Annotated in this window: 14 protein-coding genes; 12 read left to right on the top strand and 2 right to left on the bottom strand. The window is 56.4% G+C overall.

The features are described 5' to 3' along the window. Positions 1-17: 17 nt before the first annotated feature. A complete protein-coding gene (locus CCGE531_RS09045; RefSeq protein WP_205586995.1) occupies positions 18-797 on the bottom strand; it encodes a hypothetical protein in 780 nt (259 codons plus the stop codon). Between the two features lie 1,082 nt (positions 798-1,879). On the opposite strand from CCGE531_RS09045, the gene CCGE531_RS09040 reads away from it, so the two are divergent. From CCGE531_RS09040 to CCGE531_RS08995, 9 genes are all read left to right on the top strand, one after another. Then, positions 1,880-3,133, top strand: coding sequence for a site-specific integrase (locus tag CCGE531_RS09040; RefSeq protein ID WP_120663855.1), 1,254 nt, complete (start codon positions 1,880-1,882; stop codon positions 3,131-3,133). Beyond that, entirely contained in the window at positions 3,130-3,573 is a 444-nt protein-coding gene (locus CCGE531_RS09035) for a nuclease (RefSeq protein ID WP_120663854.1), read from the top strand. Before CCGE531_RS09040 ends, CCGE531_RS09035 begins: the two co-directional genes overlap by 4 nt. Continuing rightward, entirely contained in the window at positions 3,570-3,935 is a 366-nt protein-coding gene (locus CCGE531_RS09030) for a type II toxin-antitoxin system RelE/ParE family toxin (protein WP_120663853.1), read from the top strand. Before CCGE531_RS09035 ends, CCGE531_RS09030 begins: the two co-directional genes overlap by 4 nt. 4 nt (positions 3,936-3,939) lie before the next feature. Beyond that, positions 3,940-4,317, top strand: coding sequence for an XRE family transcriptional regulator (locus CCGE531_RS09025; protein WP_120663852.1), 378 nt, complete (start codon positions 3,940-3,942; stop codon positions 4,315-4,317). 50 nt (positions 4,318-4,367) lie between these two features. Further along, the gene (locus CCGE531_RS09020) at positions 4,368-5,150 is read left to right on the top strand and encodes a DUF5131 family protein (protein WP_120666657.1); all 783 of its coding nucleotides are present in this window, start codon (positions 4,368-4,370) and stop codon (positions 5,148-5,150) included. Between the two features lie 25 nt (positions 5,151-5,175). Continuing rightward, positions 5,176-6,423 (top strand): three-Cys-motif partner protein TcmP, encoded by a 1,248-nt coding sequence (locus CCGE531_RS09015; protein WP_120663851.1) that lies wholly within the window; start codon positions 5,176-5,178, stop codon positions 6,421-6,423. Positions 6,424-6,875: 452 nt separating this feature from the next. After that, positions 6,876-7,319: a transposase gene (locus tag CCGE531_RS09005; RefSeq protein ID WP_015341991.1), complete on the top strand. Its 444-nt coding sequence runs from the start codon at positions 6,876-6,878 to the stop codon at positions 7,317-7,319. Beyond that, positions 7,316-7,669: an IS66 family insertion sequence element accessory protein TnpB gene (gene tnpB, locus CCGE531_RS09000; RefSeq protein ID WP_120663849.1), complete on the top strand. Its 354-nt coding sequence runs from the start codon at positions 7,316-7,318 to the stop codon at positions 7,667-7,669. The genes CCGE531_RS09005 and tnpB overlap by 4 nt, the downstream gene beginning before the upstream one ends. 62 nt (positions 7,670-7,731) lie before the next feature. Beyond that, complete coding sequence (locus CCGE531_RS08995; protein ID WP_120663848.1) at positions 7,732-9,384, top strand: IS66 family transposase; 1,653 nt, start codon at positions 7,732-7,734, stop codon at positions 9,382-9,384. A 365-nt stretch (positions 9,385-9,749) separates the two neighbouring features. Here the strand turns inward: CCGE531_RS08995 and CCGE531_RS08990 are convergent, their stop codons facing one another. Then, positions 9,750-13,817 carry a restriction endonuclease gene (locus CCGE531_RS08990; RefSeq protein WP_120663847.1) on the bottom strand — a complete coding sequence of 1,356 codons (4,068 nt, stop codon included), beginning with the start codon at positions 13,815-13,817 and terminating at the stop codon, positions 9,750-9,752. Between the two features lie 300 nt (positions 13,818-14,117). Here CCGE531_RS08990 and CCGE531_RS08985 point away from each other — a divergent pair, with 300 nt between their 5' ends. The 3 genes from CCGE531_RS08985 to CCGE531_RS08975 all read left to right on the top strand — a co-directional run bounded on the left by CCGE531_RS08985 (position 14,118) and on the right by CCGE531_RS08975 (position 16,215). Next, entirely contained in the window at positions 14,118-14,651 is a 534-nt protein-coding gene (locus CCGE531_RS08985) for a methionyl-tRNA formyltransferase-like protein (protein WP_120663846.1), read from the top strand. A 131-nt stretch (positions 14,652-14,782) separates the two neighbouring features. After that, a complete protein-coding gene (locus CCGE531_RS08980) occupies positions 14,783-15,634 on the top strand; it encodes a DNA-binding response regulator (protein ID WP_120663845.1) in 852 nt (283 codons plus the stop codon). Beyond that, positions 15,631-16,215, top strand: coding sequence for a hypothetical protein (locus CCGE531_RS08975; protein ID WP_120663844.1), 585 nt, complete (start codon positions 15,631-15,633; stop codon positions 16,213-16,215). Before CCGE531_RS08980 ends, CCGE531_RS08975 begins: the two co-directional genes overlap by 4 nt. Position 16,216 lies beyond the last annotated feature (1 nt).

Raw genomic sequence — 16,216 nt, 5'->3', positions numbered from 1 at the left:
CAGGCACGCGCCGAACGTTATGTCCCGTCATCCGACCAGTGCGGGGGATCGCCGGAGAATGTTGCCTTGATGACGCCGTAGGTCGCCCCGACGACGGCTAGGTCGGTATTCATGCCCGTGCGCGGCGTTGTTGTTATGGAAACTGAAGTACCGCTCTTATCCACAATCGTTAGCGTTCCGGACCAACTGATCGTCATGTCGATGGCCGTACCGTCAGAATGCTTGGTCGGATACGCTGGCTTGGCGACGATTTGATAACCATCGACCATGTCCTGGGCGGCCTGCCGCGACGCCTCAAGGGTGTCGTGTACCCACTCGATGTCAACGCCTGCGAGGGCGGGAACGTTCACCGGGGCTATGTCCTTCTTTGCGATGCGCCAAGAGTAGTGCATCAGATAGGCTCGCTCTACCGGCCTAAGCGTGGTGCCTATTGAGACCGTCGCCCGTGCGGAGCGCATGGCCGATATGAACGAATCCACTCCGGGCCGGAATGTGGCATCCAGATCCGAAGTCGAGGTGCTTCCAGGAAACTGACTAACCCAATTTGCCCCGCTTGGGGTCTTCGCAAGGATACCAATACGCCCATTGACGAACGCATTGCATACGTCCTCAAGCTTTCGCCGCAACGCCACACTGTTTGCTGGGGCCCCTCCTGCCAACTCAAGACGGGAAAGGACCTCCAGGGCCTGCAAGGCTTGCGTGACAATTGACAATCCATCGAGCCTAGCTTCGTTGCTTCCGCTCTCAAGCTTTGGAGCCGCCTGGCGAGATACCGTCTTTTTCTGTCCCTTTGGCACTCGCGCCTCCCCTTTTGTTCTATCCCAGTCTTCGATCTCGATCCTCAGTTCGTTTTGACCAATGCGACGAAGGCGACGGCAAAATAGGAATAAGAGAGAATTGCATTAGCGATATAAAATATGCAAGCATAAATATGTAGATTGAAGAACTATACGTGGGGAAGTGACGAATGCTGCGGACTTCACCGAGTCTTTTTGTGGATAACGCTATGATATCAGAAATATAACAAAAATCACTATGTCATCAAGATATTGCAGCCGTCACTCAATTATACAGACATCGTTACTTTAGAACGCCTCAACATTATTCCTGATATTACCAGTGTATGGCGACAAATTTTTACAATTGAATATCGGCGCGGCAAACTCTCATAAAAGATGCTATAAGTATTCATTGCATAATTACTTATAAAGAAAATAGACTTAGCTTGTGGTATCTTCCCTAGCCGCACTTATCGCCTGCGGTCACGCGCCGGCAGCTTTCCGACATGCTAAGGATTCCAGGGACAAAGCGTTTAGAGGATTTTCAATTCACCTTAGCGGATGAAGCCGAAGGCTCTTAGACAATCTAAACGTGAGGAATGTCTTCAACGAGCGCCGCAAGTAGGACTTGGGGGCTTCAGAATAGTGATTGTTTCATCCACCTGGGACGGCCAGCAAGAGCCGTTATGCCAATGTTCAATTCTCAGCTCGCCTCCACGAAACTGGTCCAAGGCCAGCGCCCGCATCGCGCCGTTCGCTGATATCGCGGCCTTCAACAATTGCATGTCGAACGCCGCCTAGGCCTGCTGGTCGGAATGCTTCGTTACGATCTCGCAGGCCAGAGATACTCCAGCGGGCACCGTGGTGATTCATCGTGACTGAGCGTGACTGAACGTGACGCACAACCACCCCACTAGCCCCATTTAGATCACGGTGGATCACGTTCAAGAACGTTGAATCATAAGGATTTTTTTGCTTGCGTAGAGGGTGCGGTTTTGTAAAACTGGGGCCGTTGAGTGAGTAGAAAACGGCTTCCAGCTCCCAAGCACCGATCCCAGTTTTCGCTCGTGTGATCCCAGTTGCGGAACAGGAGAAGCGCTATGCCGAGCCTCAGCGACACTGCTATCCGGCAAGCTATGAAGCGGGTGGAGCGATCAAGAAAGCAAGAGAACCTTGCCGATGGCGAAGGCCGTGGTACCGGCAGGCTTTTGCTTGTTCTCAGGCCGATGCCGAAGCGCGTCACGGCCGACTGGATGGCGCAGCAATGGAGGGACGGCAAACGTGCCAAGAAGAAACTCGGTTCGTATCCCTCAATGTCACTCGCGCAAGCGCGAGAAATTTTCAAACGCGACTTCGCCGACGTCATCCAAAAGGGCCGCAGTATCAAGTTAGCGACTGACACTCGACCGGGAACGGTCGCAGATCTCTTCGAAGGCTATGTAGCGGCACTGAAAGCCGCGAGCAAACCATCCTGGAAAGAGACGGAGAAAGGGCTCAACAAGATTGGCGACACTCTCGGACGCAACCGCCTCGCCCGCGAGATCGAGGCCGAAGAGATTGTGGAGCTGATCAGGCCGATCTATGAGCGCGGCGCTCGATCAATGGCGGATCACGTGCGCTCCTATATTCATGCCGCCTTCAGCTGGGGAATGAAGTCGGACAACGATTATCGAAACATATCCCCTCGGCGCTTCCGGATTCCCTTTAACCCGGCCTCCGACATCCCCACCGAGCCCAAAGTCCAGGGTACACGCTGGCTCAGCGAGGACGAGTTCGTGAAACTCTACCGCTGGCTCGAATGCCCCGACACTCCTGTCCATCCATCATATCCACGCGCCGTGCAGCTCATTATGCTGACCGGTCAGCGCGTCGAAGAGATCGCACGGCTGCATGTGGATCAATGGGATGCGGCCGAACGCATCATCGATTGGTCGAAGACGAAGAACCTTCAGCCGCACGCTGTACCGGTCCCACCGATTGCAGCGGAACTCATCGAGTCTATCAAACCAAACGAATTCGGCTGGTACTTCCCTTCGGCGAAGGATCCATCGAAGCCGGTCAGCCACGGGACATTGTACAGTTTCGTCTGGCGACAGCGAGACCGCGGCGTCATCCCCTTCGCCACCAATCGCGATCTGCGGCGGACCTTCAAGACCCTGGCTGGCAAAGCGGGCGTCCCGAAAGAGATACGAGACCGCATCCAGAACCACGCGCTACAGGACGTAAGTTCCAAAAACTATGACCGCTGGAACTACATGCCCGAGAAGCGCGCCGGTATGGCGCGCTGGGACAAGTTCGTTCGGGCGCTTCTGAAAAAGCGGAGAAGCGAAGGCACGTTGGAGGCTGCCGCGTGAGCAATCGCCTTCTCCTTCTCGCCGGCGTGCTTGCGTTCCTCTGCTTGGTCACTTCCGCCTTTGCAGATCCATGCGAGGCGCCTCTGCCAGCCCAAGCAGGCGTTCGGTTCACCGGCATCGTTCGTTACGTCGGCGACGGAGACGGATTATGCGTCGGCAGCACGAGTGACACGAATGAATGGATGGAGGTTCGCTTGGCTGATTTCGATGCGCCCGAGCTTCACCAACCCGGTGGCCTGGTGGCTAAGACCACCCTCGAGCGCATAACCCTGCATCGCGAGGTCACTTGCACGACGGAGCGTGGCCGTAGCGGCCGCGTCGTCTCGTTCGACCGCGTGATCGCGCGCTGCCGCATCGGCACCGACAGCATTGGAGACCTCCTGTGGCAACTGATGCCCACATGTTCGCTCTTGACGCGACATAGCTTGGAAGCTATATGAACTGGGATGTCAGTCTGCATGACGCCTTCGAGGCAGAGTTTCTGGCTTTCGAGCGCGGGGTTCAGACCGAGTTGCTGGCCGTCGCGAAGCTGCTTGCCGAATACGGCCCGCAGCTTGGTCGGCCGTATGTCGACACGCTCAATGGCTCGAAGCACGCCAACATGAAGGAGATGCGTTTTTCGGCGGCCGATGGTGAATGGCGCGCGGCCTTCGCATTTGACCCCGAACGGAAGGCCATCGTCCTTGTCGCGGGCGACAAGTCAGGCACGAGCCAGAAGCGCTTCTACAAGCAGCTTATCGTAAAGGCGGATAGCCGGTTTTCCGACCATCTGGAAAACCTGAAATCTGCAAAGGAGGAATGATCCTATGGGACGGAGCCTAGATGAAGTCATAACTTCGCTGCCCCGCGACCAGCAGGAGCAAATTGAGGCTCGCCACGACGAGCTCCGACAGGAGGTCGAAGGACTCCGCGAGTTGCGCCAGATCGCCGGAAAAGCCCAGGAAGAGGTCGCGAGCGCACTGAAGATCAAGCAGCCCTCGGTCTCCAAGATCGAGAAGCAAGCGGATATGTATCTCTCGACACTGCGCAGTTATGTCGAGGCGATCGGAGGGAAACTTGAATTGACGGTCAAGCTCCCGGCGCGTCCTGCGCTTCGGCTGCACAGCCTCGGCGATGTCGGTGTCGAGAGCAACGCGCCAGTTCGCACTGTGGCGCGTCGTCGAAAGCACGCAGGTGGCCGATGACGGGAACCGCCTAATGCACCAGCCGATTAGAAAGCAGCATGAGGGACAAGATGGCTGAAACTCAGATCGAGTGGACAGATGCCACTTGGAATCCCGTCGCAGGGTGCACAATTGTTACGTCCGGCTGTACACACTGCTATGCCATGGAAATGGCCAAACGACTTGAGGCCATGGGCGTGCAGAAATATGCCGGTCTAACTCGCAGAACCGGAAAACGCACTGTTTGGAATGGTATCGTGCGTGAGGATCGTGAGGCGCTCTCGATCCCATTCCGCTGGCGCAAATCCCGCAAGATATTTGTAAATTCGATGAGCGACCTGTTTCACGAGAGCGTTAGCGATGCCTTCATTCGCGACGTTTGGCAGGTGATGCGCGAGACACCGCACCACAACTATCAGATTCTCACGAAACGCCCCGAACGCATGGCCAAGTTGGTCCCTACCCTCATCGGGGAGGTCCTGCCCAATGTCTGGCTCGGCACTAGCATCGAGAACGCGGACGTAGTTGGTCGTATCGAGCACCTGCGCCAAGCGCCGGCAGCCATTCGGTTCATTTCTTTCGAGCCCTTAATAGGATCTGTTGGCGCCGTCGATCTCCGGGACATCCACTGGGCGATCGTCGGCGGAGAGAGTGGGAAGGCAGCACGACCAATTCGTGAGGAATGGATCGACGAAATCTATGGGCAGTGCCTATCGGTCGGGACAGCCTTCTTTTTCAAACAGTGGGGCACCTGGGGCAAGGACAACAAGAAGCGCTCGAAAAAGGCGAACGGACGCGAATATAGGGGGCGGACCTGGGATGAGATGCCCACCGTTCCCGGCGCCACTCTTTAATAGACAACTACGGCTTGGGGGCGACGTGGTCGAAAAGCGATATGAATGGGCCGATGGCGCGAAGCTCGAAGAGCATTCAAAGCGCAAACATAAAATCCTTCGCGAATACGTCTTCGACTATCTGACAGTCCGGTGTCGCCTCCCGCAGCAGGAGCGCTTTCGCCTTGCGATTGTCGATGGCTTCGCGGGTGGCGGACGATACGAATGTGGTACACCTGGATCGCCGCTCATATTCATTGAAGAATTGAAGCGTGCCGTCGACGCGGTGAATACAAACCGCGCGGTTCAGGGGCTCGGTGCGATCGAGGTAGAGTGCCTTCTCATCTTCAACGATTCCAGCCGCGACGCCGTTGAATTGCTCAAAACGGAGGTCGCTCCCCTGCAAGCTGCTGTCACCGCGACTTGTCCAAAGCTTCATTTGCGGGTGCAATATCTGAATGAGTTTTTCGAGGCCGCGTATCCAACGATCAAGACCTTTCTGGAGCAAGGGCGCTACAAGAGCGTGATCTTCAATTTGGATCAGTGCGGGGATAGTCACGTCGAGAGAGATACGCTCCTTGACATTATGCGCTCCTATCCGGCCGCCGAGATTTTCTACACCTTTATGATCAGTTCCCTCTTGGCGTTCCTTCAGAAAAACCAGCCGGAGCAATTGAAGTCGCGTCTCGCTCATCTCGGTCTCACAAGTGCAAATATCGACGCACTCAATGGGCTAATGAGCAGGAATGATTGGCTGGGGACAGCCGAGAAGATAGTGTTCGATACCTTTCGGCTTTGCGCTCCATACGTCAGCCCATTTTCGATAAATAATCCAGGTGGATGGCGGTATTGGCTAATTCATTTTGCCAACGCCTATCGGGCCAGACAAGTCTACAACAATATTCTCCATGACAATGCGAGCCTGCAGGCTCATTTTGGCCGCTCTGGCCTGAACATGCTGTCCTATGATCCGAGGCACGATGAGGGGATTCTCTACCTGTTTGATGACAGGGGCCGCGCCTCGGCGAAGAACCAGTTGTTGGGAGATATTCCGCGCCTCGTCATGGAATCCGGCGACGCCATGTCTGTCATGGACTTCTACGGGAGCATCTACAACATCACCCCGGCTCATGCCGATGACGTGCATGCGGCGATCATCGACAACCCGGACCTGGAGGTCATCACGCCAGCAGGTGGCGAGAGACGTAAGGCAAACACGATCGCGATCAATGACGTCATCAAGTTGAAGACGCAACGAAGCTTCTTTCCCATGTTCCTAAACGCGGGAACCTAGCCCAGAAGCGATTAGAAGTGAGCAGTCGGCGCCGCAAAGATCCAGAATGGCGCGAGCTCCAGCTCTTGGTCGCGCGAATTGAAGCCGACGCCGGTTATCGAGGAATAGTAGTAACTTCTCCAGATCGGATCCGTTGCAAAGTCACCGGCCTGCCAGAGGTTATGTAGGTATCGGAAGCCGGATTGGCACAACCGACGTTCTCATTACCGTTGAGTGCCGACGGCGAGGTTCAGTCCAGGATGTAACCTGGAGCGAACAACTTGCCACCAAGAAGAGAGCCATCGGTGCCGATCGAGCGATAGCGGTCAGCGCTGCCGGGTTCACTGACACCGCAAACGCGGCGAAGCGCACCACCCAATCGCTGTAAGCGCCGTCTCCGCCCCATTGAATTGGCTATATTTTGAGGCTTGCCGGGTGTGCGAGAAGGTTTCCAGGACTATCTGGAGATTTGCATGGCAGATGATGGATTTGTTGGGCGTTACGAAGTTGTCGAGCCGCGCCGCGGAAACCGGCGTTGGCCGGACGATGTGAAGGCGCGGATCGTGGCGGAAAGCCTTGAGCCTGGCGTTCGTGTTGTTGATGTCGCGCGCCGTCATGACGTTGTTGCGCACCAGCTTTCCTTGTGGCGCCGGCAAGTGCGCGAGGGCATTCTGGCGTTGCCTTTTGAGACTATGTCGGGCCAGTCGGAGAGCGGCGATGCCGAGCCTGCATTTGTGCCTTTGGCGATTGCGGCAGAGCCGAGCGAGGCTGTGAGTGTTTTGGCGCCGCCGCTGCCGGCGACGGTTTCGTCGGTCTTGACATTGGAGATCGGCCCGGACGTTGTGATGCGGGTTCCCGGCGATGTGCCGGTTGAACGTGTGGCGGCTCTGGTGCGAGCCATGCGAGGGACGGCATGATCGTCGCGGGCCAACGCCTGCCGATCCTGATTGCAACGCGGCCGGTTGACTTCCGCTGTGGGCATCAGGCGCTGGCTCTGATGGTGCAGACCGAGTTGAAGCTCGATCCGCATTCCGGGGTGACGGTGATCTTCCGGTCGAAGCGCGGCGATCGCCTGAAGATCCTGGTGTGGGATGGCACCGGAATGGTGCTAACCTACAAAATTCTTGAACATGGAAACTTTGCCTGGCCCAAGGTTCAGGATGGGACCATGCGTCTTTCCAGGGCTCAATATGAGGCTTTGTTCGAAGGTCTTGACTGGCGACGGGTCATGGCGCAACGGGTGACCGCGCCGTCCGCGGCAGGGTAAATATCCGGCCGCCTTTGCATTGTTTTATTTGGCTTTTTTGTGCTGCCTTGCTATAAGGCCGCATGTCATCGCCCCTTGATCTCAGCCTGTTTCCGGACCTTCCGCCAGAGGTTGTCAAAGCCTTTGCGGCGATGGAGTTCGAACTGTCGGTCGAGCGTGCTGCACGTCAACATGAGCAGGCTGTGGTTGCCGAAAAGGACGCGTTCATCGCCGAGCTGAAGGAACTGGTCGAGAAGCTTGAGGGGCAGGTTCACGACTATCGGCGCACGAAGTTCGGGCCGAAATCGGAAAAGCTCGATCCGGCGCAGATGGAACTGGCGCTGGAAGACCTTGAAACGGCGATTGCCGAAACACAGGCGCGGATCGCCGCCGTCGAGAAAAAGATCGAAGCCGGCGCATCCGATCCGGACAAGGCCGCCCCTCGCAAGGAGCGTAAGGCCCGTGCATTGCCCGAACACCTGCCGCGGGTCGAGAAGGTGATCGAGCCCGACAGTATTGTCTGCCCCTGTGGTTGCGGCAACATGGTCCGGATCGGTGAAGACCGGACGGAACGGCTCGACCGGATTCCGGCACGCTACGAGGTGATCGTCACGATCCGCCCGAAATACGCCTGCCCCAAGGGTCGAACGGGCGTCGTCCAGGCCAGAGCGCCGGCGTATCTGCTGGAAGGGAGCTGGCCGACGGAAGCCCTTCTGGCTGAGATTGCCGTCTCCAAGCATTCCGAACATATGCCGCTCAACCGGCAGGCCGAGGTCATGGCGCGACATGGGGTGCCGATAGACCGCACGGTCCTTTCCGATTGGATGGGGCGCACGGGCAGCGAAATCGCACCGGTGGTCGACTACATGGCAAAACGGCTGCTGTTTGAAAGCACGCGGCTCTATGTCGACGAGACCACGGCTCCGGTGTTGGATCCGGGGCGAGGCAAGACGAAGACCGGTTATCTCTGGGCCGTGTTGCGTGACGACCGCGGCTGGAACGGTTCTGCGCCGCCGGGCGTGGTGTTCCATTATCGGCCCGGGCGTAAAGGCGAATATGCCGCTGAAATCCTCGACGGGTTCAACGGGACAATCCAGGTGGATGCCTACGGTGGTTACTCTCACCTCGCCACGTCGGACCGGATGGGCGGTGATCCCTTGAAGCTGGCTTTCTGTTGGGCGCACGGGCGCAGAAAGCTGATCAAGGCCGCGCCAAAGAGTGGATCGCCCATCGTCGACGAGGCGCTGGTGCGGATCGCCGCGCTCTACAAGATCGAAGGCAGTATCCGGGGCTCAGATCCCGAACATCGCCGGGCAGTTCGACAGGACCTGTCCCTCCCGCTGGTGGACGAATTCTTCACCTGGCTCGCAGCGCAAGCCCAGCGCGTCTCACGCAAGTCCGACCTCGGAAAAGCCCTGGCCTATATGCTGACGCGGCAGGACGGATTCCGGCTGTTTCTGGACGACGGCCACGTCGATATCGACTCCAACCTGGTGGAAAACGCGATCCGCCGACCAGCCATGAATCGCCGCAATGCGCTCTTTGCGGGGCACGATGAAGGGGGCCGCAACTGGGCCCGGTTTGCCAGCCTGATCGGCACTTGTAAAATGAACAGCGTTGAACCCTACGCCTATCTGTGCGATCTCTTCGTCAGCCTCGCAAACGGCCACCTAGCAAAAGACATCGATGCCCTCATGCCCTGGGCCTACGCCGCCCGCATCAAGGCCTCACAATGAGCTCGTCAGGTACTCTTCGGTGAGCTCATTTGACGGCCCGTAGATCAACCTCAGATCACTGCAACTGAAAAATCGATGGGGCGTGGACGCCGCATACCAATCGCTGAAGAACGGCTCCGAAAAAGCAAGCCTCCGTGGCGGGTGCTTCGAAGGGCTCACAGGGATCGTTGGTTGCGATGGCTCGCAACCAACGATCCCTGTGTTTGGTCGAACTGCGTTTGGCAAGACTCGCGGCGTAATCGGCCAGCGTTGGCAGGCTCATCGATGCCGCGATCAGGCATCAATAGTCTTGACGGTAGTTGGATCGACGACAGATGGTCGTTTCGACTTCAGCGCATTGAAGGCTCTCGCCTTTATTGGCTTGCTCATAGCGCTATGTCCGCATCTGGGTCGCCGGCGACGAGCGCGTTCATGTAAGCCAAGCAAAGTTCGCGAGATCGATATCGGCCCTGATAAGCCTCCTTCTCCGCGCGTTCCAGCGTTGGAAAGGTGGAATAGATGTAACGAACATCATCACGGTCCTTGATGCCATATAGGTGGAAGAAAACGGCATCTAACTTCGCCCTTAGCTTAAGCCGTCTTTCCTCGTTCCATGCGAACGGCCGCTGCGTTTCGCCGGACTCATTGACATGCCCTAAGTCACGAGCGAATGACGCCATATTGTACGCTGTGTAGGTTAATTCTAATACAGCTTCCCGCACAATCTGCCCCGCGGTTTTATCGCCGAACATCACGTCTTGATACCAAGGGGAGGGAACAACAGGAAGTTGTTCAAGAATATACTTGTTAAGATTCCTACTTTGAATTTTCTGGCGAGCTGTGAAGTCGCATACTATTGAACAAAGATTTCCCAGGAGTAGCGCAGCGTCAGAAGCACCAAAATCTCCGACTGGCGCCAAAATCGGCAGCTTATTCCCATATCCGCTGCGCGGCACGAGAGCGGCAATTAGGCTCCTTTTGTTGTTGGTATTGCATACATCATTGAACGCTAGAACATACTCTTCCGCAAATTTCATCTTGGACTCGGCAACCCAGTATCGCGGCTCCGGGACAAAATCAGGATCTTGCAATTCCTTCACGCTTGAGTGAACAGCCACGCCCTGTCCGCTGACGCTGCCGCTGTTTGCCCGCACACCGGCGTAGCGGTGATTGAAATTTGATATCATTTTCCCCTCGAACAGAGGCAACCATTTACCTGAAGAGGTTCCGTAAACTTGCCCGCCTAAGGGATAGCCGCCTTCATTCTCAATCAATTCCTGCTTTGTGCGAAACAGACCTGAAGCGCTAGTCATGTGAAACATCGTGGCATATTTCACTGGCCAGACTTTGATTTCCGTATTGCCCTCACGCTCAACCAGAATCGGAAGGCGAGCATAAATTTGACTAAGCAGATCGCCCGATTGAGAAGCACGATAAATCGGCACGGTACCAGTGTTCGGATTTACGCGGCGGCAGTCTTCACTATCAATATATGAAAGGCGAGAAGACCCATCCTCTGGCAACTCCGTCAATTTGACAGCGTATTTGAATTTCTCGAATAATCGCTCGCCGCCGCTCAATACTATTATTGTAGGCTGATCTTCGTGGTGTACATCCCGAAACAACCACCCACTCTTGTTCTCAAATGACAAAAACGCTTTGACTCGCTTAGATTCACTTATAAATGAGAAAAATTCTGCAGCGGTCTTGTCCGCTCCAATTCCGATAGGCGTGAGAAGGCCCACCATCCCGCTGTCTTTGACGAGCGACAGAGCCCGTTCAACGAACAACGAATAAATATTCACGTCGCCGCCTGACAATAGTGGATAGTTACCTGACTTACGAGCGATCTTGACAGCCATCTCAGCACGCGCACTGGCTTTCTTGAAGTCTGCCGTAAGCGGATCACCGGTGCCTTCCAGCTCCGCAACCATTTTCTTACGGTCTGCCGCCTTCTGAGCCAGCGCGACTTCGCGTCGACGTGCGGCAAACCACTCGACCTGCTGCAATTTCATTCGGTCCCACGGCGGATTCCCGATAATCGCGTCGAACCCGCCAGCTAGACCGTCGTTTGCCCAGTCTCCCCATACGCCCGGAAACGCTACTTGCCAGTGGAGAAAGCGTTCTTCGGTGATCAGTTCGCGAGCTGCGGCAAGTATCTCGACGAATCGCCGACCATAGTCGTCGCGGACCTGCGGCTTTCGTCTGCCAAGCGCTATCTCAACGGGGTCTCCGAAAGAGCCGTCGAAAAAGCCTTGGATTGCCTTCGCGTTGTCCTTCCCTTTCAAGTCCTGCCATTCAATCGCATGAAGCAACGAAAGGAACGCGTTCAGCGGCGCCGTCATCACCTGGACGCCTTCGAAGATTTCCTGCGAGCGGTGCGCTTCTGCGATCTCCGCATCCGGTAGGCCTTCGATGGTCTGCATCGAGGCCGCTGACCCAAGCGCCGTCTTAACCGGCTCATGAAGCAGTAGCGGGCTACCATACGCCTTGGCTTTTTCGATGCCGGTTTTGACCCAAGAACCGAAAAGGCTATCGCCGCAGCGAAGATGGTGGTCGAGGAACGACAGCGGCGCGCCTACCGTGAAGCTGTGCAGCCAAAGTGCGACCTTAGCAAGCTCTACGGCCATCTGGTTCTTGTCGACACCGTAGACACTCCGCTTGAGGACCATGCGGCGGATGATGTGACGATCATCGAGCTGTTCAGGATTGACGGTCCATCTACGCTCTTCCGCGTGGCCGAGAATCGTGCTGCGGATGCCTTCGATCCGGTCGGCGAGCGGTGAGATATAGTCTGCCCACTCGACGATAGTTTCGGTCTCGGCCATGGCGGTGATGACCTGATCGGCCATGTAGTCGACAAGGCTCACCAGAAAGTGCCCTGAGCCCATGGCCGGATCGCAGATTTTGAGATCGAGCAATTTCTCAGCCGGGTCGAACCGCCTTAGGATGCCCAGCTTGCGTCCTTCGTCCTGGTCCGTTGCTGCCAACTCTTGGGCCTTCTCCCGAAACGCGGTCAGACGCGCTTCGATCAACGGCTCCAGGGTCTCGCGGATAATGAGAGCAACAAGATCATCTGGCGTGTAGTAGCTGCCTGAACTCTTACGTGCGAATATGTTGGGGCGGATATTGACGACGTCGCCGTCCCTGATGACCTCATGTTCGAGGAGCCGTTCGTAAATCGAGCCGAGCTGTTGCACCGTTAAGTCACGATAGTTGATATACTTGCGGGCGCCGTCAGTTCTCTCGAAGGAGAGCTTGTCGATCACCTCCGCAATTATGGAATCGGAAAGGCGCACCCGGCGTAACAGTGGAGTGCGTTCGGAATCGAATAGGCCGCCATTGTATGGTGGTAGCCCGATTGACGAGTCACCTTCATCAATAGCGCGGCACAAATCGTCGAGCACGGACCAGTAGCGTGCTGCCGTCGTCGAGAAGGTGTCACCCCTGTCTTTGCGGTCGCCGACATCGAGCCGAACACGATCGCGCAATCCATAGTCGTCATATCGACGATCGTTTACAGGGAGCAGGTTACGGTCCTCCGCATAGAGGATAAATAGCAGCCGATAGAGAAGGATCAGTGCCGCTTCTCGTACATCCTGCAGCGGGGCATCCGCTGCGCTGTTGGCTATTGAACGCGCCAACAATGGATAGATATGGTCGAATACCAGGTTCGACAGGTCGGCAGCGACGCGCTCTTCGTAGAATTTGCCTTCTTCGAGGGCGCGAAAATGGAAAGTCCGCGGATCGGTCGCGGAAGGCAGAAACGCTTCCCTTCGAAACACCAAAGCGAAAACTCGAAGAGCATGCCGGCGTAATTCGCTATCAAGCACGACAGGGTTGTCGCCAGACCCTGGGATTCCAAGAAGGGCAGCAAGGTCAATTTCGAAGAACTGCTCGGAGACCGATCGGGCGCCGGAGTAATAAAGTCGCCACCTTCCGCCGTTCGTGAGAATGCCCCACCGTAGGTTGCCAGTTGTCAAATCGTCAACACGCCGCAGGTAGCGGAGCATCTGTGTTGATGGCGCAAGCTCCTCACCCCGCCGGCCCGATTGGCGATCGAGCGGTCGGCGCCAGCGTTTCGATTCAACTATTGCGAGGCCAAATTGATAACGCCTCCACTCTTCGGGAAAGCGATCTGCTTGGGTCTTCGTTGCCGCATCGGCAAACAGCAGGCCATCCGGCACATCATCCCTGCCTTTGACGGTCAGGTTTTGCTGGCGCATAGCGTGACTCCAGCCCAACCGCCGGAGAATGGGCCAGATCAAATCGTCTTCAGTTCGGGTTTCGTTAGGCGTCTGCCCAATTGGAAAGGACGAGAAAGCGGCAACTAAGTCTGCCGCCAACGCGTCTACGTCATGATCATTGACACTTTTCCAGTCCGCATTACCGACAATCGACTGCGTAAGAAAATCGCTGGTAAAAAGACTGCCCTGAAAGACACTTTCGATCATTAACTCTTCTGCCCAATCAATCTTCTGCTCGATAATCGATAGCCTAAGTGAAGGATTCGTGCGCGCCTTATTGATCCTTATCCGGTGCTATCCCCCGCTTATCCGGGTGCAAGCCGAAATTCTGAGGTTCGCTCAACGCCTTCCGATCGAGCGCGGACGCAATGCAGCACCTTCATACTTTTTCGCAATCCGGTGGCGGACGGTAGCTTGCTTTTTGCGTCCTTGGAGTTGCAACGGACTGTCCCTAGTTGTCAGCTATGCGTAACTCCAAGAACCGACGACGGCTTTTGGTGAAACCATATGCAGCAACTTGATGAAATAATTGCCACAGCCACTGGACGAATCGAATCGCACTTCTTCAGCTTGCCAGTTGACGGCGGGGGGCCAATCTACGGAGAGCGCGTTTACTGCTACGAACTTTACCACCAGCTCAGAATACAGTGGCCGACGCAGGACCAAACCGATTTCGTACTTAATGGCGAAGTAGACAAGCGCGGCCACCCTATACTTCATAGACTTGGTGCAGACATGTCGATTCCTGACCTGCTTGTGCACGTCCCGGGATACATGGGGCGAAACCATGCTGTGATTGAAGTGAAGCCGGGGGACAACGCGGTAAAAAATCCGCGCGGGATCGCAAAGGATCTGGTCACGCTCTCAGTATTCCAGACCGAAGTTGGCTATGAACGCGGGTTGTATTTGTTCTATGGCTTATATCCTGAGCGACTCGTACGGGAAATTGCTGACCGGTTGGAAGTGAGGCCACGTGTCGAGGTTTGGCTTCATGGTAAGCCAGGGCAATCTGCCGCGCTCGTAGATGTGATTGGCGGCTAGCACCTGAGCGATGCGTTGGAGGATAAAACAGTGCATGGCATGATCTTTCACAATCCTCCTCATGGGGACGCAATGCTCGATGATGCACGCACCCACACGCGCGCCGGAACGAGAGCGTGCGGGGCGGCACGATGAACCAGCTGGAGAAAGCTCCCGATATGGTACACGAGGCATGCGGGGCTGCGGAGGCAGTCGTGGTCCCACTACGCAAACGAAGTCTCAACGGCGAACTCTACAAAAGGGACCCGAAGATAGAGGCCTTCATCGGCGAACTGGCGGTCCTCCCGCGCAGCGAGCTCATCAGCCGAGCCGCAATCACGAAGCGCTCCGACCCAGGCTACGTTCCGAGCGAGTGCCTTGTGCATTTCATTCGCGCAAGCCGTCACGACAATAACGAGACCTGGTTCGAGGGGCTCTATCGTATTCTCATGGAGCGGGTGCTTCGCAGCGTGCCTAAATCGGAAAGCTCCGACGGAAAGACTGAATCGCTGACGCGCAGCGTGGTCCGTGACAAAGTCTTCAGCCGCTTCGTAGAAATGCTTTCTGCGGACCGCGCATCATATGTCGACCAACTCGACTATTTCGAAGTCCGGTTCGATGGCGCTGTTGCTAGCTTGCGACGCGATGCTCAGGAACAGGCTTGGCGAGACGAGAACAGATCCCAATCTATCGAATACGACGAGGAGAGCGGTGAACCGACCGCGGAGGTGGAAAGAGCCGCCGGCGTCTATGATCCTTTTGCCGCACCGGAAATCGACGAGCCGTTTTACCGGTCGCGTCTGGATGCGGCGATTGAAGCTCTACCACCAGAACAAATCAGGATCATACACATGCTGAAAGAGGGCTTTCCCATAGATTCCAAGGAGCCAGACGTCATGACCATCTCCAAAGCATTGGGCCGCTCCGAAAAGACGATCCGGACTTATCGCGACAAAGCGATTGCAGCATTGCGGTTGGCTCTGACTGACGGGGAACAGCAATGAGCCCGGCTGGCGAACGCCCCTCTCGTGAGGCCGTGCTTGATGCATTCGCAGTCGAAAGCGAGCCAGATCGCTCGACCCTCGAGCGCTACCTGCGGCTTTATCCGGAACACGCCGCCGAACTCGTTGACTTGTCGCGCGAGTTGAGCCGTGAAACTTCGGAAGATGACGCACCGCTCTCCGCCGCGGATAAGGAGCTGATCGACGCCGCCTGGTCGCAACACGCGAAGGCTTTACCAGCGCCAGCGGCCGGACCAGATCCTTTTGCGGCTCTGACAGCCGACGATTGGCGCGCTGTTGCTCACCACCTGGATGTCCCGCGCCAGGTCATCACCGCGTTGCGTGAACGGCGGGTGTCACTGCTGAGTATTCCGAATAGGTTCCTCGGGAGGCTGGCAGAGGCGATGCGCTGCTCACTTTCCCAACTGCAGATGTCCTGGGGAACGGCACCGTTGTCCGCAGCTCGCAGCTATAAGGCGGATGGCAAGCCGAGCGCGGGCGAGCAAGTATCCTTCGAGAGAGTTCTGATCGACGCTGGCGTCTCCGATGAGAAGCGGGCCGAGCTTCTGATACAGGCCGAGTGAT

The organism is Rhizobium sp. CCGE531 (genome assembly GCF_003627795.1).
In the GTDB taxonomy this organism is placed as follows: Bacteria; Pseudomonadota; Alphaproteobacteria; order Rhizobiales; family Rhizobiaceae; genus Rhizobium.
Note: the sequence above shows the minus strand (reverse complement) of the source record. Positions and strands in the feature narration are given on the sequence as shown.